This window comes from Nocardia sp. CA-136227 (assembly GCF_050955695.1).
Taxonomy (GTDB): Bacteria; Actinomycetota; Actinomycetes; order Mycobacteriales; family Mycobacteriaceae; genus Nocardia.
Genome location: NZ_CP192081.1, coordinates 6300402 through 6322427 on the forward strand (window position 1 = coordinate 6300402; position 22026 = coordinate 6322427).

Below are 22026 nucleotides of genomic sequence, written 5' to 3' on the forward strand. Positions count from 1 at the left end.
CCGTGACGGGCCGAAAGCGGCTCGCAGCTCATTTGCTGTGAATTTGCTGTCTGATCTGCGGGAACGTCGCCAGCGGGGGTCACAGATGGTAACGGAATCGCTTCGGCAGCTTGACCATCGCCGCTCCCGGCGTGTCTAATCACAGGCATGTCATTCCGGGTCCGCGTGAGAGTGCAAGGCGCGGACGGGTTTTCGAACAGCTGTTCGCACCGGAGTGGCGCAAGCTCGGGGATGGCCGCGGGACTACGCCGCGGTGTTGGGCCGTCGGTGGGATCGGCTCCGACGGATTAATCATTCTGCGCTAACACACAGTGAGGAGGCGGAGCGATGGCCGATGAGCTGGCCCCGTCGGGTATTCCGGGCGGTGTATCGCAAACCGATTCCACGACTGGCGCAGCACCTGACTTCTGCGCCGACGATCGGAACGGATACGAGGGGGGTGAACCGATGACGACGCGGCCGGGGGGCGGACAGTGGGCGCGAGCTGCCTACCAGCCCGAACCACCGCGGCTGAGCCTGATCGTCACCGGTGCCGAGGATATGTACGACACTTTCGCGCGCGGCGGTCGCATGATGACCGAAGCTGAACAATGGCAGGAACGGGCACTCTGCGCCCAGACCGACCCGGAGGCGTTCTTCCCCGAGAAGGGCGGCTCCACCCGCGAGGCCAAGCGCATCTGCCTGGGCTGCGAGGTCCGTGACGAGTGCCTGGAATACGCCCTCGCCAACGACGAGCGCTTCGGCATCTGGGGCGGCCTCTCCGAACGTGAGCGCCGCCGCCTCAAGCGCGGCATCATCTGAAGGAAACCCGCTGTAGCCGAGGGGAATTCCGGGCCGGGCGGGCCCGGGTCCCCTACTCCGGCTCGGGATCGATGATGTCCGGCTCCACCCCGAGATAGGTCGCGATCTGCTGCACGAGAACCTCGCGCAGCAGGTCGACCAGGTCGTCCGGGTCACCGGCCCGCAACTCCAAAGGCTTGCGGAACAACACGACTCGCGCACGGGTGGCCATGCCGTAGCGATCCACCCCCGCGGGGATCAGACGCGACAGCGGCACCGGCCCGTCGGCCACCACCTCGTCGGGCCAGGTGACCGAATCCGGGTGCAGCGGACGGATTTTCGGCACGTCGTCCACCGCGATGTCGAGCTTGGTCAACTGCTCGTGCCAGCGGCTCTCCAAAGGCGCGAACGCCTCCAGCACCAGCCGGTCGAACTCCTGGCCGCGGGTGCGCCGGGCCGGAACCGTCGGAGGCAGCATCGGCCCGCGCACACCCCGCCCGCGGCGGATGACCGACCGCGCGGTGGGCGGCCGCCTCTTACGTGAACGGGTCATACCTTGAATCTAACCCTTGCCCCGACCGGGTGCGCGCACCCGGCTCACGGGCTCGCGGCGGTGTCCGAGACACGCCCGGCGGGAACCTTCCGGGCCACGATCGCACAGGTACCGCAGGTCCTTGTGGCACGAGTGAGACGCGGTTCATTGAGCGTGTCTGTGTCCACGGGGCCGTGAGGGGGGTTACCCTGCTTGGCGTGATCCCCATGCGTCGTTGCTGCCGTCCAGGCTGCAAGAACCCGGCCGTCGCGACGCTGACCTATGTGTACTCCGACTCGATGGCGGTCGTGGGTCCCCTGGTCACGGTCGCGGAACCACATTCCTGGGACTTGTGTGAAACACATGCCTCCCGGATCACCGCGCCGAAGGGATGGGAGTTGGTCCGGCACGAGGGCGGGTTTTCCAGCTCCACCCCCGACGACGACGATCTGACCGCCCTGGCCGAAGCCGTCCGCGAAGCCGGATTGCGCCGTCGCACAACGGATCCCGACCCGCGCGCCTACGCCGACTACGCGCCGGCCCCGCAGCGCACCACCCGCACGGGCCGCACCGGCCGCCGCGGGCATCTACGCGTCCTACCCGACCCGCCCAGCTGATCGAGCGCGCGCCGTCGAGCCATACCCGACGAATCGCCCTCGGTTCACCGAATCACTTGACCCGACAAGTAGGGGCAGGCGAAGTCTGCCTCGGCAAGGGTCTGCTACTAGGGTGTTCCCCATGACAGTCGCCCGGTCCGCCGAGTCCGTTCAAGCAGTCATCAAGGCATACGACGTTCGCGGCGTGGTCGGCGAGCAGATCGACGCGGACTTCGTCCGCGATGTCGCGGGCTCCTTCGCCCGGCTGATGCGCACCGAGGGCGCGCAGCGCATCGTGATCGGTCACGACATGCGTGACTCCTCCCCCGAACTGGCCGCGGCCTTCGCCGACGGCGTGCTCGCCCAGGGCCTGGACGTGGTGCACATCGGCCTCGCCTCCACCGACCAGCTGTACTTCGCCTCCGGCCACCTGGACTGCCCGGGCGCCATGTTCACCGCCAGCCACAACCCGGCCAAGTACAACGGCATCAAGCTGTGCCGCGCCAAGGCGCTGCCGGTCGGTCAGGACACCGGCCTGGCCACCATCTCCGAGGAAGTCATCGCCGGCGTCCCGGCCTTCGACGGCCCGCGCGGCACCGAGTCCCGCGAGGACCTGCTCACCGCCTACGCCGACTTCCTGCACAAGCTGGTCGACCTGAGCGGTTCGCGCCCGCTGCGCATCGCGGTGGACGCCGGCAACGGCATGGGCGGCTACACCGTGCCCGCCGTGCTGGGCACGCTGCCGCAGTTCACCATCGAGCCGCTGTTCTTCGAACTGGACGGCTCCTTCCCCAATCACGAAGCCAATCCGCTGGATCCGAAGAACCTGGTCGACCTGCAGGACTACGTCCGCAAGACCGGCGCGGACCTGGGCCTGGCCTTCGACGGCGACGCCGACCGCTGCTTCGTGGTGGACGAGAAGGGCGACCCGGTCTCCCCGTCCGCGGTCACCGGCCTGGTCGCCGAGCGCGAGCTGACCAAGGAGCCGGGCGCCACCGTCATCCACAACCTGATCACCTCGAAGGCCGTGCCGGAGCTGGTGACCGAGCTGGGCGGCACCCCGGTGCGCACCCGCGTCGGCCACTCCTTCATCAAGCAGCAGATGGCGGCCACCGGCGCGATCTTCGGCGGCGAGCACTCCGCGCACTACTACTTCCGCGACTTCTGGGGCGCCGACTCCGGCATGCTGGCCGCGCTGCACGTACTGGCCGCGCTGGGCGAGAAGGACCGCACGATGTCGGAATTGGCTTCGGCCTACGCGACATACGCGGCCTCCGGCGAGATCAACTCGACGGTCGCCGACGCGCAGGAGCGGACCACCGCGGTGGTCGAGGCCTTCGGCGGCCGCGCCACCTCGGTCGATCGGCTGGACGGCGTCACCGTGCAGCTGGCCGACGGCGCCTGGTTCAACCTGCGCGCCTCCAATACCGAACCGCTGCTGCGGCTCAACGTCGAGGCGCGATCGCAGGACGATGTAGACGCACTCGTAACCGAGATCCTGAGCATCGTGCGCGCCTGACTGGAATAGTGGAATCACAGAGCTTGGATTCACCAGCGCCTGGTGACCCGATGAGGGGAGGTGGCAACGCCCGATGATCGCTGGGACACCGGTAATCGACCTCGATGACGTCGCCTCGCTGGAGGCGGCGGACGCCGGGGGTGTGCTGCGCTCCGCCGCATCGGGGGGAGCGCAGGTAAGGGCAACCGCCGCCGCGCTTTCCGAGGATGCGCTCGCCCGGCTGACCGATCTGCGCCCGCGCAGTCTGGTCCTGGTCTCCGGGAGCGGACGCGCCGCCCGCGCGGCCGCGCTGCTGATCGCGGCCCTGGGTGACCACACCAGCCTGCCGCTGGTGTCGGCGACCTCGATCCCGCCGTGGGTCGGACCGCTGGACGTGGTGCTGGTGGCCGGTGACGACGCGGGTGATCCGCGCCTGGCCGAGGCGGTGGACCGAGCGCTCCGACGGGGCGCCGAAGTGGTCGTCGCCGCACCGGACGAGGGCCCCATCCGGGCCGCGGCCGCCGGACGCGCCACCATTCTCGCGCCGCGGGTGCGGGTGCTCGACCACAATCTGATGCTGCGCTATCTGGCCGCGGGCCTGGCCGTGCTGAGCACCATCGACCCGCATCGGGTCGGACCGCTGGTGCCCGAATTGAACGCTCTCGCAGACCTGCTCGACGAGGAGGCGCTGCGCGACGGCCCGCAGCACGAGGCCTTCCACAATCCGGCCAAGACCCTGGCCACCCGCATGACGCAGCGCAAGCGCGTCGTGCTGGCCGGTGATTCCACCGCGGCCGCCGAGCTCGCCGGACACGGGTCGGAGGTGCTGCTGGCCGCGGCCGGGCAGATCACCGCGGCCGTCTCGCTCTCGGAAGCCATTGCCGCGCACGGCCGCCTGGTGCAGGCCGCGGGCGTGGCCGCGCCCGGTTTCGATCCGCTGTTCCACGACGAGGAGCTCGACGGGCCCGCGCCGGTGGAGCAGGTCCGGATCTTCGTGGTGAGCGCCGGCCCGGACGAGGTCGCGGTGCGCCGACGGCTGGCCGTGTTCGGCTCGGACGCCGGGCTCGTCGACACCGACCTGATCACCGTGGACACGGAGGCGGCCGCCGCCCCGCCCGCCACCGCGCCCGGGCAGCCCGTGCCCGCCGCCGCGAGCGGCGAGGTCACTGAGCTTGCTACGAGCAGGCTTGCGGTACTCGCACTTCGGCTGGAGATGGCGGCTGCCTATCTCCGACTACTCGGTTCCCGCCCGGCCACCGGACCGGGTCGCTACGACGGGGGCAATTACTAGTGCACGAACTCGTTGGTGCGCTGCGTTCCTACGCTTGGGGTTCGCGCACCGCGCTCGCACAGCTGTGCGGACGACCGGTTCCCTCCGCGCATCCGGAAGCCGAACTCTGGTTCGGGGCGCACCCCGCCGATCCGGCCCGCGTACAGATCAACGGTCACAGCGAATCCCTGCTGGAGCTGGTCAGCGCCGACCCGCAACACGAACTCGGGCCGGTGGCAGGCGAATTCGGCGGACGGCTGCCGTTCCTGCTGAAGATCCTGGCCGCCGAGGAGCCGCTCTCGCTGCAGGCGCATCCCAGCGTCGAACAGGCCCGGGCCGGGTTCGCCCGGGAGAACCACGCCGGGGTGTCCATCGACTCGGCCATGCGCAACTACCGCGACGAGAACCACAAGCCGGAACTGGTGGTGGCGCTGGGCCGCTTCGAGGCGCTGGCCGGGTTCCGCGATCCGCGCCAGACCGTGCGGCTGCTCCTCGCCCTCGACGTCCCGGAACTGAGCCAGTACGCCGATCTGCTTGCCGCCCAGCCCGACTCCGCGGGCCTGCGCACGCTGTTCACCACCTGGATCGCGCTGCCGCAGGCGAGCCTGAGCACGCTGCTGCCCAAGGTGCTCGACGGTTGTGTGCGCTACCTGTCCGAGGCGGGCAGCGGCAGCAAGGAATTCGTGTCCGAGGTGCGCACCGCGCTCGAGCTGGCCGAGGCCTACCCCGGTGATGCCGGGGTACTCGCGGCGCTGCTGCTCAACCGCATCACGCTGGAGCCCGGCGAGGGCCTGTTCCTCGATGCCGGGAACCTACACGCGTACCTGCGCGGGGTGGGCGTGGAGATCATGGCCAACTCCGACAATGTGCTGCGCGGCGGGCTCACCCCCAAGCACGTGGACGTCCCCGAACTGCTGCGGGTGCTCGACTTCGAGCCGCTCGACCTGCCGGTGGTGCACGCGGAGCAGGTGTCGGACAGCGTCTTCCGCTATCACACGCCCGCGCCGGAGTTCGGGCTCAGCCGCTTCGAGCTGGCGCCGGACGCCGAGCCGGTGACGGTGGTGCGTTCCGGTCCGGTGATCGCGCTGGCCACCCATGGCCGGGTGCGGTTGTTCCAGGGCAATCACGACCTGATCGTGGAGTGCGGTCGGGCGGCGTGGATCTCGGCCGCGGAGGGCGGAATCCGGGCTCAGGCGGTGGACGGTCCCGCGCAGCTGTTCTGCGCCGCGGTCGGCGAGGAGTGACGAGCGGACGGTAGGCTCCTCCCGGTCACACACGTTTTCTAGGCAAAACGGACATCGGAAGGGGCGGTTCATTGTCTGCGGGCGGCGGTAAGAAGGCCATCCTGGCGGCGCTGAGCGCGAATGCCGGCATCGCGGCGGCCAAATTCGTCGGCGCGGCCATCACCGGCTCCGCGTCCATGCTCGCCGAGGCCGTGCACTCGGTGGCCGACACCTCCAACCAGGGCCTGCTGCTGCTCGGTCAGCGCCGCGCCGCGCAGGAGGCCGACGAGCTGCACCCGTTCGGCTACGGCCGCAACCGCTACTTCTATTCGTTCGTGGTCGCGCTGGTCATCTTCGCGCTCGGCTCGGTGTACGCCATCTACGAGGGCATCCACAAGATCGAGCATCCCGAGGAACTGACCAACCCGATCGTCGCGATCGTCATCCTCGGCCTGGCCATCGGGCTCGAGGGCTTCAGCTTCATCACCGCCATGCGGGAATCCAAGCCGCTCAAGGGCAATGCCAGCTGGTGGCGGTTCATCCGCAACTCGCGCAACCCGGAACTGCCGGTGGTGCTGCTGGAGGACTCGGGCGCGCTGATCGGCCTGGTCCTCGCCTTCGCCGCGATCAGCCTGACCATGATCACCGGCGACCCGGTCTGGGACGGCGTCGGCACCCTGTCGATCGGCATTCTGCTGGGCGTCATCGCCGTCATCCTGATCGTCGAGATGCAGAGCCTGCTCATCGGCGAGGGCGCGACCCCGGAGGAGGACGCGGCCATTCGCGCCGCGCTGGTCGACGACCGCTGCATCGACAAGGTCATCCACCTGCGCACCCAGTACCTGGGCCCGGAGGAGATGCTGGTGGCCGCGAAGGTCGCCATCGTGCCCGGCCTGGAGATCGCCCAGATCGCCGCGGCCATCGACGAGGCCGAGGCGCGGGTGCGCGCCGAGGTTCCGGCCGCCCGGGTCATCTACCTGGAACCCGACCTGTACCGGGCCCAGCCGGTCGAGAAATAGTCAGCGATCGGCGAGGCGGACCACGAACCGCAGTCCCGACCAGGTGCCGTCGATGGCGGCGACCTTGTTGTCCACCAGGCCCTGCCCCAGACCGTAAGCGCGAGCGGCGTTCTCACCGAGATCGGTGGGGACGCCGCTCGACTTCTTGGGCCAGGCCAGCCACAGGCCGCCGTCGATCGCGAGCCGCTCCCGCCAGCCGGGAAACCGGCGGGTCAGAGCGGCGCGGTCGGGGCAGAAGCCGAGGATCACATCATAGGGCCCGACCCCGGCGCGGCGGTGCAACAGCACCCCGCCGGGCAACTCCCCCAGCTCGAATCCCGCGGGCGCCGAGGCCAGCAGCACCCGGCTCCCGGGTTTGATGCCGAGCTTGCGCGGGAGCGGCGTGCCCGAGTAACCGGCCATGGCCGCAGCGTAGCAATCAGTTGCGCCAGCGACCGGTAAGCAGTTCCAGCGGATCGGTCGGGATGCCGAACTCCTTGCGCAGGGCGTGGCAGGCGGCGTGGTAGCCGTTCATGCCGTGCACGCCCGGCCCCGGCGGAGTGGCCGAGGAGCACAGGTAGACGCCGGGCAGCGGGGTGGCGTACGGGTTCCAGCGCGGGGCGGGCCGGAAAACGGTCTGGCGCAGGGTCATCGCGCCCGCGGAGATGTCGCCGCCGATGTAGTTCGGATTGTGCGCGGGCATGGTCACCGCGGTGCGGACATGGGTCGCGAGGATCAGGTCGCGGAAGCCGGGCGCGAAGCGTTCGACCTGGGCGGTGATGGTCTCGGTGAGGTCCTCGGCCGAGCCGTTGGGCACGTGCGCGTAGGTGTAGAGGGTGTGCTTGCCCGCGGGCGCGCGGGTGTCGTCGACGACGCCGGGCTGGATGGCCAGCACATAGGGTCGCTCGGCGTGCCGCCCTGCGGCGACGGCCTTTTCGGCGGCCACGGCCTCGGCGCGGGAGCCGACCAGGTGCAAGGTTCCGGCCCGATCACACCCCTGCGCCTGCCACGGCACCGGACCCGAGAGCGCGAAATCCACCTTGCAGGCCGCGCCGCCGTAGCGGAACCTGTTGAGCGCGAAGTTGTATCGCGCGGGCAGCGTCGCGATGCGCTGCAGCTCGGCGGGCGCGACATCGAGCAATACCGCTCGGACCTCGTCGAATTCGTCGAGGGAGTCGACGCGGTGGCCGGTGACGATGCGCCCGCCGTGCGTGCGCAGATCCTCGGCGAGGGCGTCGATGATGGCCTGGCTGCCGCCGCGCGGCACCGGCCAGCCGCGCACATGGGCGAGCGTGCCCAGCAGCATGGCCACACCGGCGCCCGGGAATCCGCGCGGCGGCCGGATGGCGTGCGCGGACACACCGGTGAGCAGCGCGGGCGCCACGTCCTCGCGAAAACGCATGTTCCACAACGGCGTCGCCTGTTCGACCATCCGGCGCAGGACGCGCAGTTCGATCCCGGGGTCCAGGCGCAGCATGCCGGTCGGGTCGATCGGCGGATGCCGCAGATCCGACATGAGCAGGGCGACCAGGTCCTCCCACTTGCGCACCAGCGGACCGAACAGCCGCCGCCACGCTCCCCCGTCGCGGCCCAGGCCGTCGGCGGTGTGGTCGAGGTCGAGCCAGGCCAGCCCGGCGCGGCCGCCGTCCAGCGGATGCGCGTAGGACACCTGCGGGGTGAGCAGTTCGACCCCGTGCGCCTTCAGATCGAAGGCCCGGAAGAACGGGGACGCCACCGCCATCGGATGCGCGCCCGCGCACAGGTCGTGGTGGAAGCCCGGCAGCGTGACCTCGCCGGTGCGGCACCCGCCCCCGATGCCGTCGGAGGCCTCGTACACCTCGACGTCGAGCCCGGCGCGGGCCAGGATCACCGCCGCCGCGAGCCCGTTGGGACCGGATCCGACCACCACCGCGTCAGCCATGCTTTCAGCGTATGCCCGGGTGGGAGGTCCGTGGGTGATCAGTGGGGTCGGTCACCGCGAACCCATTGGGCGACCAGGATTTCCAGGCGCTGCTGTCGAAAGTCGGGCCGCAGTCGGCCACCCCGATCCAGCGTGGCCAGGCCGTGCATGGTGCTCCAGGCGACCTCGGTGAAGGTCTCCGGGTCGTGCGGCGGCGCGAAGGGCGCGAAGGTGAGCAGCAGTTCGACGAACGCGTCCTTGAGGGCCTGCGGCGCGTCGGGGCCGAACTTCAGGTCGGTGCGCAGCAGGAAGATGGCGTCGTAGAGGGCGGCGCTGTCGCGGGCGAAGTCGAGGTAGCCCTGGACCACCGCGCGCAGGGCCTGTTCGGGGGTTTCCGCGGACTCGCGGAGTTCGCGGACCACCCCGGCGAATTCGGCCATCCCCGCCTCGGCGACCGCGGAGACGATCGCGTCCTTCCCGGCGAAGTGGCTGTACAGCACGGGCTGGCTGTATTCGATGCGATCCGCGAGCTTGCGCACCGTGACCGCGTCCCAGCCCTCGGTCTCGGCGATCTCCCGCGCCGTGTCGATGATGCGCTGCCGCCGTTCGATGCGTTCGCGTTCCTTGCGGGTCTGAATGGCGCTCATGACCGAACTCTAGCACTGCTAGACAATCTACCGATGCATATGTTGTGACCCGCGACACGGCACGATGAATTCCGGTGGGGCGCACCGTCCCCACCTCTGACACCCCAGCGCACAGGAGACTGACATGGCGACCACCAAGCCCCAGGGCCCGGCTTCGTACTTCCCGTCCATCGAGGCCAAATACGGCCGCTCCGTGGACGACTGGTTCACCCTGCTCGCCGAGACCGGCATCACCGGACAGAAGGACCTGGTGAACTGGCTGAAGACCGAGCACGAGATGGGCCACGGGCACGCCACCGCGCTGGCGCAGTTCCACCTGAACCCCGGCAAATGGGAGCGCTGACCGCGCCCGCGGAAAACTCCGCCACACACCCGAAATCGGCCGCCCCATCCATGGGAGCGGCCGATTTCGTTGTGACGGATCAGACGTCGGTGGAGAAGCGGATGCCACCGTCCGGGATGTCGACCCCCGGCCAGATGCGCGCGCCGCGCAGCAGTTCACAGCGCGCGCCGACATTCGCGCCGTCGCCGATGACGGCATCGCGGACCAGGGCGCGCGGACCGATCCGGGCGCCGAAGCCGATGATCGAACGTTCCACGGTGGCGCCGGCTTCCACCCGCGCCCCGTCGAACAGGATCGCACCGTCCAGGCGAGCGCCCGCGCCGACCTCGGCCCCGCGGCCGACGACCGTGCCGCCGATCAACAGCGCGCCGGGCGCGACGCCCGCACCGGGGTGGACCAGGGATTCGCCGCGCTGCCCCGGCAGCGCCGGGGACGGGGCGATGCCGCGGACCAGGTCGGCCGAGCCGCGCACGAAGTCCTCGGGGGTGCCCATGTCACGCCAGTAGGAGACGTCGACGTGGCCCTGGATGTGCGCGCCCTCGGCAAGCAGGGACGGGAAGGTCTCGCGTTCGACCGACACCGGTCGGCCCGCGGGGATCTTCTCGATGTACTCGCGGCGGAAGACGTAGCAGCCCGCGTTGATCTGGTCGGTCGGCGGATCCTGGGTCTTCTCCAGGAACGCGGTGACGCGGCCGTTCTCGTCGGTGGGGACGCAGCCGAAGGCGCGGGGGTCACTGACCCGCACCAGGTGCAGGGTGACATCCGCACCGGAGGTGTGGTGGGTCTCGAGCACCCCGCCCAGGTCGGTGCCGCCGAGCACGTCGCCGTTGAACACCAGCACGGTGTCGGCGCGCAGCTTGGGCAGCACGTTGCGGATGCCGCCGCCGGTACCGAGCGCCTCGTCCTCGGTCACGTATTCGAGCTCGAGGCCCAGGTCGGAGCCGTCGCCGAAGTGCTCTTCGAACACCTCCGCCTTGTAGGAGGTGCCGAGCACCACATGGGTGATGCCGGCGTCGGCGATGCGCGCGAGCAGGTGCTGCAGGAACGGCAGTCCGGCCGTGGGCAGCATCGGCTTGGGGGCGGACAAGGTCAGCGGACGCAGGCGGGTGCCCTGGCCTCCGACCAGGATCACCGCGTCCGTGGACCCGGCGGTGTTACCGCTGTTCGCCATCTTCTCCCCTGTGTCAGGTGGTCAGTGATACGCGACCGCAGATCCTAACCGCCCCAGATGTTAAACAGAGCCGTTTCGATCTCGTTCGCGCAGTGCGGATCGAACCGCAAGTTTGCAACGCACCGCAAGTCCAGCTTTCAGTGCCACCCGAAGTGGGGCCTGCCACCAGTGCGGATGCCGGTCGGCCTGGAAACGGTACGCGCTGGCGTGATGCGCGGGCAGCATGGTCTCCGGATGACGACCCGCGGCATGCCCCTTGGCGTGCGTGACCTCGGCGGACGGCACGAAGACATTGTGCCAGCCCGCCCGGCCCATCCGGTCGCCGAAGTCGACATCCTCCATGTACATGAAGTAACGGGAGTCGAAACCGTCGATGGAATCGAAGGCCGCACGGCGCACCAGCAGGCAGGAACCCGACAGCCAGCCCACCGAACGCTCCGAGATGGCCTCGTTGTCCTGGCGGTAGCGCAGCGTCCACGGGTTCTTGGGCCAGATGCTGCCCAGGATGGCGTGGCCGGCGCCGTCGGCGATGCCGGGCACCGAGCGGGCGGACGGGTAGGTGCTGCCGTCCGGCTCGAGCACCTTCGGGCCCAGCGCACCCGCGCGCGGCCAGCGGCGGGCGGCGGCCAGCAGTTCGTCGATGGCGTCGGTACCCCAGCGCACGTCCGGGTTGGCTATGACGATGAACTCGATGTCCGGGTCGATCTCGGCCACCGCGCGGTTGATCGCGCCGCCGTAGCCGATATTGCCGCCGGTGCGCAGCAGGCGCACGTGGGCGTTGGCCTCGGCCGCCAGTTCCGGGGAACCGTCGACCGAGCCATTGTCGGCCAGGATGACCTGCGGCTTCTCACCGGTCGCGATGGCCAGGGTGCTGATGAAGTGTTCCAGGTGCTCGCCGGGCGAGTAGGTCACCGTGACGACTGCCAGCTGCGGTTTTTTCGCCGCGGCGGGGGGCTGTCCGACAGAATCCGAGGGGCTCACGGGGGCCCAGGATAGTCGGAGACGGCGGCCAATGCGTCGTTCAGTGCCAGCTTCCAGTCCCGCAACGGCGACAGGCCGCCCGAGACCCACGAATTGCCCGAAAGGACCGAATACGCCGGGCGCGGAGCGGGTCTCGGGAAATCCTCGGTGCCACAGGGCCGTACGCGTTCGGGGTCCGCGCCGAGGCCCGCGAAGACCGCGCGCGCCAGATCGAACCAACTGGCTTGTCCGGCATTGGTGGCGTGCAGGATTCGGGGTCCCCCGGGATTGACGCCCGATCCCAGCATCCCCGCGAGTTCCAGCAGACCGGCCGCGAGATCGAGGGCGTAGGTCGGTGAGCCGATCTGGTCGTTCACCACCGTGATGGTGTCGCGCTCGCCTTCCAGCCGCCGCATGGTCGCCACGAAATCACCGGTGTCGCCGGTGTAGACCCAGGCGGTCCGCACGATGCGCGCGTCCGGCGAATACTCCAGAACCGCTTGCTCGCCAGCGAGTTTCGTCCGCCCGTACACCGTGGCCGGTCCGGTCGGATCGTCCGGTTCGTACGGGTGGGAGGCGGTGCCCGGGAACACGTAATCGGTGGAGACGTGAATGAGCCGGGCGCCGCGTTCGGCGCACACCCGGGCCAGCACGCCCGGCCCGGTGGCGTTCACCGCGAAGGCGGCCTCGGGCTCGGACTCGGCCTGATCGACGGCGGTGTAGGCCGCGCAGTTGATCAGTACGTCACCGGGTTTCACCAGTTCACGCACGGCGTCGGCGGCGGTGATGTCGAGATCGGCGTGGGCCAGACCGCGCGCCCCGGGGGCGAGGGTGGTCAGGGCCCGGCCGAGCTGGCCGCGCGCTCCGGTCACCAGCAGCCGGGCGGTCTCGTGGCGCGGCTGCCCGGTGGTCGGGCTCACGTCGTCGGCAATCACGGCTGTCAGTGTGGCACGCCACGTCCGCCACCCCGCGAACCCGTCGCGACCTGTGAATTCATTCGGACAGACCGGGGTAATCGGGCGACATCGCGCGACTCACGGAGTCCGTGCTACGGCAACTGAACGGTTACCGCCACTAGCCTGCAGGGTGGGGGTCTCCCATTCGATTCGACCTCGCTTGCCGGGGTCCAGTGGGCCGAGTTCGGAAAGGACAGTCGGTTGCCGGAGAGTGCCTGGGCATCCGTGCCGAAAGGGTCCCGCCCATCAGCGATGCGCCCGCGGCAGCGGGGCGGGCCGGGCCGGGCGCTGGCCGCGCTGGCCGCGGTGCTGGCCCTGACGGTGACCGGACTCGGCTGGCACAGCGTGGACCAACTGGTGTCGGGCATCGAGCGGATCGGCAATCTGGGGCTGGGCGGCGGCAAGTCCGACGGCGCTACCGACATCCTGATGGTCGGCATCGACGCGCGCACCGACGCGCACGGAAATCCGCTCACCCAGGACGAATTGGCCATGCTGCACGCCGGCGACGACGGCGAGGGCGGGCTCAATACCGACACCATCATCCTGATCCGGGTGCCCAACAACGGGCGATCCGCTGTGGCCGTCTCCATCCCGCGCGACTCCTACGTGGACATCCCGGGCCTGGGCAAGGGAAAGATCAACTCCGCGTACGGCATCACCAAGTCGACCCTGCAGCAGAAGCTGATCGATCAGGGCGTCTCGCCCACCGAGGCGGACCAACGATCCACCCAGGCCGGGCGACAGGCGCTGGTCAAATCGGTGGCCGGGCTCACCGGCATCACCGTCGACCACTACGCCGAGGTCGGGCTGCTGGGCTTCGTACTGCTCACCGACGCGGTCGGCGGTGTCGACGTGTGCCTGAACAACGCGGTGGACGAACCGCTCTCGGGCGCGGACTTCCCCGCGGGCAAGCAGAAGCTCGACGGCGCAGAGGCTTTGAGCTTCGTGCGCCAGCGCCACGACCTGCCGCGCGGCGATATCGACCGCATCGTGCGCCAGCAGGTGTACATGGCGCAGCTGGTGCACCAGGTGCTCAGCGCCAAGGTGCTCGCCAGCCCCGGCCGGTTGAAGGAGCTCAGCGACGCGGTCGGCCGCACCGTGGTGCTCGACGACGACTGGGACGTGCTCAGCTTCCTGCACCAGCTGCAGGACCTCGCGGGCGGCGAGGTGAAGTTCGAGACCATTCCGGTCAAGGACCTCAACGGCTGGACCGACAATGGCGAATCCGTGGTCCGGGTGGATCCGACCGCCGTGCACAAGTACGTGACCGCCGCGGTCGGCGACGACGACGAGACCAAGGGCGACGGCGGCATCGAGCCGTCCACGGTCGTCGCGGACGTCTACAACGCCTCCGGCGCCGGCGGCCTGGCCGGGCAGGCCGCACAGGCGCTGGCGGCCAAGGGTTTCCGCACCGGCACGGTGGACAACTGGATCGGCGGGCCGGTGCAGAGCAGCCGGGTGCTGGCCGCCTCGGGCGGCGACCCCAAGGCGCGCGCGGTGGCGCAGGCGCTGGGCGGGCTGCCGGTGATGGCGGAGCCGGGACTGCCCGAGGGCTCGGTCCGCGTGGTGCTGGCGGGTGACTATTCTGGTCCGGGTTCGGCGAAGGGCAGCGCCACGTTCGATTTCTCCGGAACCGCGACCGCGACGCCTGTGCCCCCAGCCCCACCTATCGACGCCGGCACGAACGGACCGAAATGCGTGAACTGAACGAGACCCTCACCGAAGCGGTACTCGACCCCATCCTCGCCCGCGACCCCGCCGGGCCGCGCATCACCTATTACGACGACGCCACCGGCGCGCGCATCGAACTGTCCGCGCTCACGCTGGCCAACTGGGCGGCCAAGACCGCCAATATGATTCGCGACGAATTCGGGCTCACCTCCGGCGCCCGGGTGGCGGTCCTGCTGCCGGCGCACTGGCAGACCGCCGCGGTGCTGCTGGGCTGCTGGTGGGCGGGCGTCGAGGTGGTGCTGCACGCCGATCCGGACGCCGAACTGGCGCTGGTGACCGCCGACCGCATCGACGAGGCCGACGGCATCGCCGAGGTGGCCGCGCTCTCGCTGGACCCCATGGGCATGCCGGTGCGCGACCTGCCGATCGGCGTCACCGACTACGCCACCTCGGTCCGCGTCCACGGCGACCAGTTCCGCCCGCACGGCATCGGCTGCGCCCTGGACGGCACCTCGGTCTCCGCCGTCCTCGACGAGGCTCGCAAATCGGCTGCCCGCCAGGGCTTCACCGCCGAGGACCGGGTCCTGTCCACCACGTCCTGGGACACACCCGCCGAACTGATCGACGGCTTCGTCGCGATCCTGGCGTCCGGCGCATCACTGGTCCAGGTCACCAACCCCGACCCCGCCGCCCAGGAGCGCCGCGTCGCCACGGAGCGCGTCACCGCCCAACGCCGCTGACAATCGAGTGCTCCTACCCGGGTAGGAGCACATTTTCCCTCCTCGGGATGTTTATCCACAGCAAGCGTGTACGTACCGTGGAATCATCCGATGACGAGGGAGTCCCGCGATGATGAGTCCCCGATACTGGGCCCGATGGATGGTCGAGCACGGTGCCCCGCGCTGGGGCCTGCGTTGGCAGGCCCGCCACGACGTTCCGTTCGCCAAACTGATCACCACGTCGGACGCGCTCCACGATCCGTATCCCCTGATCGAGGACATCCGTGCCCGCGGCCGCCTGGTGCACAACCCGTACACCTGGTCGACGGCCGACTACGAACTGATCCGCACGATCCTGCGCGACAACCGCTTCGGCGCGTTCGGCCCGGACGGCGTGGACATGCCCGCCTGGCTGCGCGATCGCCTGAAGCGGGCGCAGACGCCGCCGAATCCGGTGGAGCCGCCGTCCATGCTGATGATCGATCCGCCCGATCACACCCGCATCCGCAAGTCGGTGTCGGCGGCGTTCACGCCGCGCGCCATCGGCCGGCTGCGCGATCGGGTGGAGTCGGTGACCGCCGAACTGCTCGACGAGCTGCCGCCGGAGGGCTCGGCCGACCTGATCGCGGCCTTCGCGCAGCAGGTGCCGATCGCCATCATCACCGAGATGCTGGGTTTCCCGCAGGCGTCCCGCGACGAGTTCCTGAGCTGGGGTGACGCCGCCAGCCCGCTGCTGGACATCGGCATCTCGTGGCGGGCCTGGCGCGACGCGTACGCGGCCATGGGGGTGATGGACGAGTACCTGAACGGGCATCTGGCGAAGCTGCGCGCCACCCCGGGCGAGGACATTCTGTCCAGTCTGGTGACGGCCGGGGAGCTGAACGAGCGCGAGCTGAAGGCGACCGCGAGCCTGCTCATGGGCGCGGGGTTCGAGACCACCGTGAACCTGATCGGCAACGGGGTGGTCCAGCTGCTGTCGCATCCGGAGCAGCTGGCCATGCTGCGCGCGGATCCGGACCTGTGGCCGCAGGCGATCGACGAGATCCTGCGCTTCGACCCGCCGGTCACCATGACCGCGCGCATCGCCCTGGCCGACGCCGAGGTCGGCGATCAGCGGCTGGCGGCGGGCAGCGTCCTGGTGATGTCGCTGGCGGGCGCGAATCGGGATCCGAAGAAGTTCACCGACCCCAATCGGTTCGACATCACCCGCGAGAACGCCCGCGAGCATCTGACCTTCTCCAGCGGCATCCACACCTGTCTGGGCGCGAGCCTGGCCCGGATGGAGGGTGTGCACGCGCTGCGCGCGCTGTTCGACGCGTTTCCGGATCTGGCGCTGGCGGGAGCGCCCGAACGCCGCCCGCTCTACACGCTGCACGGGTACGCGCACATGCCCGCGCACCTGGGCCGCCGCGCCACCGCCACCGTGTAGCCCGCCGCGGTGGGGCGGGATCGGTTGCGGCTCAGTAGAAGCCGACGACGTCGTCGCCCCACACGGAGTTGCGGTCGCGGTCGGGATCGTCGATGACCCGGTCCATGCTGTCGATGACGAGCGTGGTCCGGGTGGCGGCGTGGTAGGGCGGCCAGTGCTTGGATCCGTCGATGGCGGCGGGCACGCCGTATTCGGCGAAGGCCAGCCAGCGGCGCATCACCCGGCCCGAGACCTCCTGCGCCGCTTTGCGTCCGCCGAGCCAGAAGGTCGGGTCGTAGTCGAAGGAGCCGAAATTGCCGAAGACATACGGCAATTCGGTGGCGTGGCCCGCACCGACCCGCGCCGCCTTGAGCATCGGGGTGGCGTGGTCGAACCGGTACATCCAGGTCGGCGAGTGCGTGGAGTGCGCGTCGGCCACCCACTGCGAGGGCATTCGGAACGCGGCGTCGGTCGACATGATCATCGCGCCGCGCGACGTGCCCGCGGCGTAGGCGGCCGCGAACTCGGCGACGCGTTCGGGTGACAGGCCCGGATGCTCGGCGGCGACCGAGCGCAGCATGGAGTTCACGGCGTCCGGGGTGACCGGCATGATCGGTGAGCGCAGCAGCCGGAACAGCGAGGATTCGTCCTTGTTGGTGCCGATGAGCAGCGGCACCCGATGCGACCGGCCCTGCTGGAAGCGCTCGCTCGGGTAGCCGGGCAGCACATCGCCGTCCACCACGGGCGCGGCGGCCAGACGGCCCGGTTCCCGCGCGGGCACCTCGTCGAAGAGGGTTCCGGCCGCGGTCACCATGCGTTCGAGGGGCATGGTGAGCAGTTCGGGCGCGCGGTCGGGTGTCAGCTCCAGCAGTTCCAGATAACGCTTGGCCACCACGGCGGCTCGCTCCGGACCGAAAACCGCTGTGGCTGGCGGGGATTGGGCGATGGCCCGATGGAACAGGCCTGCCGACAGCGGCGAGGTGAGCAGCGCGGTGACGCAGCCCGCGCCGGAGGATTCGCCGAAGATGGTGACATTGCCCGGGTCCCCGCCGAAGGCCGCGATATTGTCGCGCACCCAGGCCAGCGCGGCGATCTGATCGTGCAGGCCCAGATTCGGGACGAACTCCCCGCCCAGCGAGGACAGGTCCAGGAAGCCCAGCGCGCCGACCCGGTAGTTGACGCCGACCACGATCACCTGACCGGCCTCGGCGAGGCGGCGGCCGTCGTAGATGGCCTGGGCGGCGGTCCCCAGGCAGTACGCGCCGCCGTGCAGCCACACCATGACCGGGCGGGGTTCGCCGAGGGCGGCGGCCGGGGCCCAGACATTGAGCCACAGGCAGTTCTCGCCCATGCGCAGATTGGCGTCGACGGGCACGAAGCCCGGGGTCTGCGGGGCGACGTCGCCGTAGCGCACGCATTCGCGGACGCCGGTCCAGGGCCGCGGGGGCTGCGGCACCCGGAAGCGGTGCGGACCGGCGGTGCTGTCGGCGTAGGGAATGCCCTTCCAGACCGCGGCCGATCCGATGACGGCGCCGGACACGTCGCCGTACACCGTCCGTGCCACCGGCACGTCATCGCCTTCGGTCCGCTCGTCGAAGATCCGAGTGTTCATACGACACCTCCTCGTACTCCGTAAATCGAGGGTACTGGTGGTTCGCGGGTCGCCGGGCGATCATCGTCAGCGCGCCGCACGAGCTCGGCGGTGTGGTCTACGCTGGCCGGGTGCCGAGCTATGCGTATCGATGCCGCAGCTGCGGCGACACCTTCGAGCTGACCCGTCCGATGGCCGAGGCGTCCGCCCCCGCGACCTGCCCCGACGGCCACGACGACACCGTCAAGCTGCTGACCACCTTCGGAACCGTGAGCCGTGGCGGCGCCGCCCCGGTGTCCATGCCCGCCCCACCGGCGGGCGGCGGCTGCTGCGGTGGCGGAGGCTGCTGCTAGCTCGCCGGTCCGGCGTTCTCGTCCGTCTTCTTGTCCGCGTGGCCCAGTGAGCGATCCGGGGCCACGCGGTCGCGGACGCGTTGTTTCAGCAGGGCGATATCGGGAAAACCGCCGTCGGCCTTGCGTTCCCAGATCTGCTCGCCGTCGACGGTGATGCGGAAGACGCCGCCCTCGCCGGGGACCAGGGCGACCTCCGACAGATCGGTGGCGAAGGTGGTCAGCAACTCCTGGGCCATCCAGCTCGCGCGGAGCAGCCAGCGGCACTGTGTGCAGTATTCGATCGCTACGCGAGGCATGTCCGCGACCCTATCCCGCCCCACCGACAGCCCCGCCCGCACCCGTCGGCGGCCCTCGGCACGCACTGCCCGCATCGTCCGAATCGGTGGCGGCGGAACGACTTCCGCATCCAACCCGGCCGCGCCGTGACGCCCGGATCTGTCGGTGCCCTCGGATAGAAATATGTCAACCGAGGAAGGGGGATGGATGACCACCGCTTGGACCGCCGATCACATCGGCTCGCTCGCACCGGACGCCGCGTCACTGACCGCCGCCCGCAAGTTGCGCGGCAAGTGGAGCGGCACCGGGATTCACGACACGGCGCTCTGGGGGCTGTGCAAGGGCAGCGGCAGCCGCCCGTACCAAACCATCGTCGACCTGGCCGGACCCGCGTACAAGTGCACGTGCCCGAGCCGCAAGTTCCCGTGCAAGCACGCCCTGTCGCTGCTGCTGTCGTGGAGCGCCGGCGAGGTGCCCGCCGCGGACGCCGTGGGCGATTTCGCGGCCGACTGGCTGGGCGGCCGGGCCGCCCGCGCCGCCAAGAAGGCCGCGCCCGAGACCAAGCCCGCGGCGAGCGCCGGGGCCACCGCCGATCAGCGCCGCGCCCGGGTCACCGCGGGCCTGGCCGACCTGGACACCTGGCTCACCGATCAGGTCCGCACCGGCCTCGCCCAGTCCGACCGTTCGATGCGGGCCTTCGAGACCGTGGCCGCGCGCATGGTCGACGCGCAGGCCCCCGGCGTGGCCGCCACGCTGCGTCAATTGCCGCTCGCCACAAGCCATTCCGACTGGCCCCGGCTACTGTTGCGCGAATACGCCCGGCTGCACCTGCTGGCGGCCGCGCACACCCGCCTCGACGAGCTCTCCCCCGGCCTGCGCGCCAGCGTGCGCACCCACATCGGCTACCAGACCCCGGCCGACTCGGTCCGCGTCGAACCCGCGGTCCGCGACCGCTGGCAGGTCCTGGGCGTCCGCACCACCACCGAGGACGGCCTCTACACCCGCCGGGTCTGGCTGCGCGGGCGGGCCTCGGGCCGCTGGGCCCTGATCCTGGACCACCACTACGGCAGTCCCGCCTTCCCCAACGACACCCCGGCTCCGGGCTTCCAGGTGGACGCGAACCTGCACTTCTACCCCGCTGCCGCGCCCTTGCGCGCCGTCTGGGGCGACCGCCACGAGGACATTCCCGAACCCTTCACCACGATCCCGCTGCCGGACGCCACCGGCGAGAACCACGGCGACCAGGTCGCGGCGGCGACCAGGTCGCGGCCGGGCAGCATCGCGGCGGCACTGGTCGAACAAGCGCGGGCATTGGGAGCCGATCCGTTCCTGCGGTCATGGCCGGTGCTGCTCGTCGATGTCGTTCCGGTTCGCGGCGAAAAGACTTGGGAAATAGTGGAATCCGGTGGCGACGCGTTGCCGGTGGCGACGGCCGAGGGTGAGCCGTGGCGGCTGCTCGGGCTGTCGGGCGGGCACGCGGTGACGCTGCTGGCCGAGTGGACCGCGGACGGGCTGGTTCCCGTCGCGGCGCTCGCCGACGGAGTGATGGTGGATGTCGGTGTGGCGCTGGGGACTCCGAATCCGGTCCGCGGCGGAATCGAGGACGCCGGGAGCGCCGAGCTGGTGTCGGCGGCGCTGGTCGGCACGGCGCGACGGCAGGCGGACCTGTGCGGATTGGCCTCGCCCGTCACCGCGGCGGCGACCGCGCTGAGCGGGGATCCGGCTGTTGTCTTGCTGGAATCCATTGCGCTGCAGGATTGTTTCGCTCGCGGCGGCGTCACCGCCGGTTCCGGTGAGCGCGGCGCCGCCGCGTCCGATGACGAGCGGCCCTTGCTGCCCGCCGCCGCGGGAGCGCGCTTGATCGACATGCTGTCGGACAATTCGTCGTTTCTCGAGGAGTGGTTCGCCCTGGCCGGGCCGCGGGACTTCCGCGCGCCGGACGGCCTGGTGAGCGTCCTGCTCGATCGCGCCAAAGCGCTCGCGCCGCATCGGGAGCCGCTGTTGCGGCTGGCCGGGGCGCGGGGACGGTGGCTGGCTGGACAGCATCCGGGCTGGAAGTCGCTGGTGCGGGCGGCCGCCGAGGACGACAGCGTGTGGTCGCACGGCCGGGCGACGGAACGGCGCAGCTGGCTGGCCCAGCTGCGGCAGCGCGATCCGGCGGCCGCGAGCGCCGTGCTGGCCGGGTCGTGGGGCACCGAGTCCGGGCCGGGCAAGGCCGACCTGCTGGCGGTGCTCGCCGACGGGCTCTCGCTCGCCGACGAGCCACTGCTCGAGACCGCGCTCGACGATCGGCGCGCGGAGGTGCGGCGGCTGGCCGCGGATCTGCTGGGGCGGCTGCCGGATTCGGCTCTCGCGCAGCGGATGTCGCAGCGGGCGGCGGCCTGGCTGATGTTCGGCGCGCGCCCGGTCACGGCGTTGCTGGTCACCACCGGACCCGGCGTGCTCGACGACGCCGCCCGCCGCGACGGTGTCGGGGATTCCTTCGGCTACACCGCCTACCGCGCCGACGGCGCACCCGATCTCGCCACCGAATGGCTGCACCGGGTGGTGGCCGCCACCCCGCTGCGGCACTGGGAACGGCTGCTCGGGTCCCCCGAGGAGGCGGTCCGGGTGTCCATGGGCGACGGCGTGCGCGGACCCATGTTCGCGGGCTGGACCGATGCCGCACTGGCACAGGGTGATCCGGCGTGGGCGCGAGCCCTGTTCGGGGCGATCTCCGGCCCGGCCGCCCGCGACGCCGATTCGGACAAGCTGCGTGCCCTGTTCGCGCTGCAGCCCGAAGCCGATCAGGTGCGTTACCTGCGCGGCCTGGATTCCAGCTGGCTCGCCGAGATCGAATCCCTGTTGCGCGCCATGCCCCGGCAGTGGCCCGGCCCGATGGCCGAGCACGTGCTGCGGCTGCTCACCGAACGCGCGCGGCTGTGCGCCGACCGGCCGGGTGCGCCCAGCCTGGTGCCCGGCTCGTATCGGACGCTGTTCCGCGCGGCGTCCGCCCACTTCCCGGTGGAGCTGGCCGGGATGGTGTCCGGCCTGGCCCGCCGCTGCGCGGATCCCTACTGGGAGCAGGCCTTCGACCAGCTCGCCCATGACCTCATTGAACGCAAGACGATGCTCGAGGAGTTGCAGTGACC

General features: G+C 70.5%; 21 protein-coding genes. 12 read left to right on the plus strand and 9 right to left on the minus strand.

Translation table 11 applies throughout. The annotated features are described in order from the left end of the window. Positions 1-540 precede the first annotated feature (540 nt). The gene (locus ACQP06_RS29235; RefSeq protein WP_213560898.1) at positions 541-801 is read left to right on the plus strand and encodes a WhiB family transcriptional regulator; all 261 of its coding nucleotides are present in this window, start codon (positions 541-543) and stop codon (positions 799-801) included. A gap of 52 nt (positions 802-853) precedes the next feature. On the opposite strand, the gene ACQP06_RS29240 is transcribed toward ACQP06_RS29235, so the two are convergent. Further along, entirely contained in the window at positions 854-1333 is a 480-nt protein-coding gene (locus ACQP06_RS29240) for a metallopeptidase family protein (protein ID WP_357087107.1), read from the minus strand. Between the two features lie 206 nt (positions 1334-1539). Here ACQP06_RS29240 and ACQP06_RS29245 point away from each other — a divergent pair, with 206 nt between their 5' ends. The 5 genes from ACQP06_RS29245 to ACQP06_RS29265 all read left to right on the plus strand — a co-directional run bounded on the left by ACQP06_RS29245 (position 1540) and on the right by ACQP06_RS29265 (position 6918). Then, positions 1540-1929, plus strand: coding sequence for a DUF3499 domain-containing protein (locus ACQP06_RS29245; protein WP_379275089.1), 390 nt, complete (start codon positions 1540-1542; stop codon positions 1927-1929). Between the two features lie 121 nt (positions 1930-2050). Next, a complete protein-coding gene (locus ACQP06_RS29250; RefSeq protein WP_433667879.1) occupies positions 2051-3427 on the plus strand; it encodes a phosphomannomutase/phosphoglucomutase in 1377 nt (458 codons plus the stop codon). A 73-nt stretch (positions 3428-3500) separates the two neighbouring features. Further along, the gene (locus ACQP06_RS29255; RefSeq protein WP_433667881.1) at positions 3501-4697 is read left to right on the plus strand and encodes a tobH protein; all 1197 of its coding nucleotides are present in this window, start codon (positions 3501-3503) and stop codon (positions 4695-4697) included. Further along, positions 4697-5920, plus strand: a complete 1224-nt coding sequence (manA, locus tag ACQP06_RS29260; RefSeq protein ID WP_433667882.1) for a mannose-6-phosphate isomerase, class I — start codon at positions 4697-4699, stop codon at positions 5918-5920. The genes ACQP06_RS29255 and manA overlap by 1 nt, the downstream gene beginning before the upstream one ends. A 71-nt stretch (positions 5921-5991) precedes the next feature. Further along, the gene (locus ACQP06_RS29265; protein ID WP_433667884.1) at positions 5992-6918 is read left to right on the plus strand and encodes a cation diffusion facilitator family transporter; all 927 of its coding nucleotides are present in this window, start codon (positions 5992-5994) and stop codon (positions 6916-6918) included. Here the strand turns inward: ACQP06_RS29265 and ACQP06_RS29270 are convergent, their stop codons facing one another. Genes ACQP06_RS29270 through ACQP06_RS29280 form a run of 3 tightly spaced genes read right to left on the minus strand, consistent with a single transcriptional unit; the run spans position 6919 to position 9444 of the window. Then, complete coding sequence (locus ACQP06_RS29270; RefSeq protein WP_433667886.1) at positions 6919-7320, minus strand: hypothetical protein; 402 nt, start codon at positions 7318-7320, stop codon at positions 6919-6921. A 16-nt stretch (positions 7321-7336) separates the two neighbouring features. Continuing rightward, positions 7337-8818: a phytoene desaturase family protein gene (locus ACQP06_RS29275; RefSeq protein WP_433667887.1), complete on the minus strand. Its 1482-nt coding sequence runs from the start codon at positions 8816-8818 to the stop codon at positions 7337-7339. A 38-nt stretch (positions 8819-8856) separates the two neighbouring features. Next, entirely contained in the window at positions 8857-9444 is a 588-nt protein-coding gene (locus ACQP06_RS29280) for a TetR/AcrR family transcriptional regulator (RefSeq protein ID WP_379275064.1), read from the minus strand. 124 nt (positions 9445-9568) lie between these two features. Between ACQP06_RS29280 and ACQP06_RS29285 the strand changes: the two genes are divergently transcribed. Next, positions 9569-9787 (plus strand): DUF4287 domain-containing protein, encoded by a 219-nt coding sequence (locus tag ACQP06_RS29285; protein WP_433667890.1) that lies wholly within the window; start codon positions 9569-9571, stop codon positions 9785-9787. A gap of 79 nt (positions 9788-9866) precedes the next feature. Here ACQP06_RS29285 and ACQP06_RS29290 read toward each other — a convergent pair whose 3' ends face one another. The 3 genes from ACQP06_RS29290 to rfbD are packed head-to-tail and all read right to left on the minus strand — an operon-like array spanning position 9867 to position 12853. Next, a complete protein-coding gene (locus tag ACQP06_RS29290; RefSeq protein ID WP_433667891.1) occupies positions 9867-10958 on the minus strand; it encodes a sugar phosphate nucleotidyltransferase in 1092 nt (363 codons plus the stop codon). 60 nt (positions 10959-11018) lie between these two features. Further along, complete coding sequence (locus ACQP06_RS29295; RefSeq protein WP_357087136.1) at positions 11019-11939, minus strand: glycosyltransferase family 2 protein; 921 nt, start codon at positions 11937-11939, stop codon at positions 11019-11021. Further along, positions 11936-12853 (minus strand): dTDP-4-dehydrorhamnose reductase, encoded by a 918-nt coding sequence (rfbD, locus tag ACQP06_RS29300; protein ID WP_433667893.1) that lies wholly within the window; start codon positions 12851-12853, stop codon positions 11936-11938. Before rfbD ends, ACQP06_RS29295 begins: the two co-directional genes overlap by 4 nt. A 273-nt stretch (positions 12854-13126) precedes the next feature. On the opposite strand from rfbD, the gene ACQP06_RS29305 reads away from it, so the two are divergent. From ACQP06_RS29305 to ACQP06_RS29315, 3 genes are all read left to right on the plus strand, one after another. Beyond that, complete coding sequence (locus ACQP06_RS29305; protein ID WP_433667895.1) at positions 13127-14584, plus strand: LCP family protein; 1458 nt, start codon at positions 13127-13129, stop codon at positions 14582-14584. Then, the gene (locus ACQP06_RS29310) at positions 14572-15288 is read left to right on the plus strand and encodes a TIGR03089 family protein (protein ID WP_433667896.1); all 717 of its coding nucleotides are present in this window, start codon (positions 14572-14574) and stop codon (positions 15286-15288) included. Before ACQP06_RS29305 ends, ACQP06_RS29310 begins: the two co-directional genes overlap by 13 nt. A gap of 112 nt (positions 15289-15400) precedes the next feature. Next, positions 15401-16696 (plus strand): cytochrome P450, encoded by a 1296-nt coding sequence (locus ACQP06_RS29315; protein WP_433673462.1) that lies wholly within the window; start codon positions 15401-15403, stop codon positions 16694-16696. A 31-nt stretch (positions 16697-16727) separates the two neighbouring features. On the opposite strand, the gene ACQP06_RS29320 is transcribed toward ACQP06_RS29315, so the two are convergent. After that, a complete protein-coding gene (locus ACQP06_RS29320) occupies positions 16728-18287 on the minus strand; it encodes a carboxylesterase/lipase family protein (RefSeq protein ID WP_433667898.1) in 1560 nt (519 codons plus the stop codon). A 110-nt stretch (positions 18288-18397) separates the two neighbouring features. Here ACQP06_RS29320 and ACQP06_RS29325 point away from each other — a divergent pair, with 110 nt between their 5' ends. Further along, on the plus strand, positions 18398-18619 hold the full coding sequence (locus tag ACQP06_RS29325; protein ID WP_379093988.1) for an FmdB family zinc ribbon protein: 222 nt from the start codon (positions 18398-18400) through the stop codon (positions 18617-18619). Here ACQP06_RS29325 and ACQP06_RS29330 read toward each other — a convergent pair. Beyond that, entirely contained in the window at positions 18616-18915 is a 300-nt protein-coding gene (locus tag ACQP06_RS29330; protein ID WP_357087150.1) for a SelT/SelW/SelH family protein, read from the minus strand. The genes ACQP06_RS29325 and ACQP06_RS29330 overlap by 4 nt on opposite strands. A 187-nt stretch (positions 18916-19102) precedes the next feature. Between ACQP06_RS29330 and ACQP06_RS29335 the strand changes: the two genes are divergently transcribed. Then, entirely contained in the window at positions 19103-22024 is a 2922-nt protein-coding gene (locus ACQP06_RS29335; protein ID WP_433667899.1) for a DUF5691 domain-containing protein, read from the plus strand. The last annotated feature ends 2 nt before the right edge of the window (positions 22025-22026 follow it).

Coding starts and splice junctions, on each gene's coding strand:
- ACQP06_RS29235 (WP_213560898.1), top strand. CDS start 541: ATGTACGACACTTTCGCGCGCGGCGGTCGCATGATGACCGAAGCTGAA.
- ACQP06_RS29240 (WP_357087107.1), bottom strand. CDS start 1,333: ATGACCCGTTCACGTAAGAGGCGGCCGCCCACCGCGCGGTCGGTCATC.
- ACQP06_RS29245 (WP_379275089.1), top strand. CDS start 1,540: ATGCGTCGTTGCTGCCGTCCAGGCTGCAAGAACCCGGCCGTCGCGACG.
- ACQP06_RS29250 (WP_433667879.1), top strand. CDS start 2,051: ATGACAGTCGCCCGGTCCGCCGAGTCCGTTCAAGCAGTCATCAAGGCA.
- ACQP06_RS29255 (WP_433667881.1), top strand. CDS start 3,501: ATGATCGCTGGGACACCGGTAATCGACCTCGATGACGTCGCCTCGCTG.
- ACQP06_RS29270 (WP_433667886.1), bottom strand. CDS start 7,320: ATGGCCGGTTACTCGGGCACGCCGCTCCCGCGCAAGCTCGGCATCAAA.
- ACQP06_RS29275 (WP_433667887.1), bottom strand. CDS start 8,818: ATGGCTGACGCGGTGGTGGTCGGATCCGGTCCCAACGGGCTCGCGGCG.
- ACQP06_RS29280 (WP_379275064.1), bottom strand. CDS start 9,444: ATGAGCGCCATTCAGACCCGCAAGGAACGCGAACGCATCGAACGGCGG.
- ACQP06_RS29285 (WP_433667890.1), top strand. CDS start 9,569: ATGGCGACCACCAAGCCCCAGGGCCCGGCTTCGTACTTCCCGTCCATC.
- ACQP06_RS29290 (WP_433667891.1), bottom strand. CDS start 10,958: ATGGCGAACAGCGGTAACACCGCCGGGTCCACGGACGCGGTGATCCTG.
- ACQP06_RS29305 (WP_433667895.1), top strand. CDS start 13,127: ATGCGCCCGCGGCAGCGGGGCGGGCCGGGCCGGGCGCTGGCCGCGCTG.
- ACQP06_RS29310 (WP_433667896.1), top strand. CDS start 14,572: ATGCGTGAACTGAACGAGACCCTCACCGAAGCGGTACTCGACCCCATC.
- ACQP06_RS29315 (WP_433673462.1), top strand. CDS start 15,401: ATGAGTCCCCGATACTGGGCCCGATGGATGGTCGAGCACGGTGCCCCG.
- ACQP06_RS29320 (WP_433667898.1), bottom strand. CDS start 18,287: ATGAACACTCGGATCTTCGACGAGCGGACCGAAGGCGATGACGTGCCG.
- ACQP06_RS29330 (WP_357087150.1), bottom strand. CDS start 18,915: ATGCCTCGCGTAGCGATCGAATACTGCACACAGTGCCGCTGGCTGCTC.
- ACQP06_RS29335 (WP_433667899.1), top strand. CDS start 19,103: ATGACCACCGCTTGGACCGCCGATCACATCGGCTCGCTCGCACCGGAC.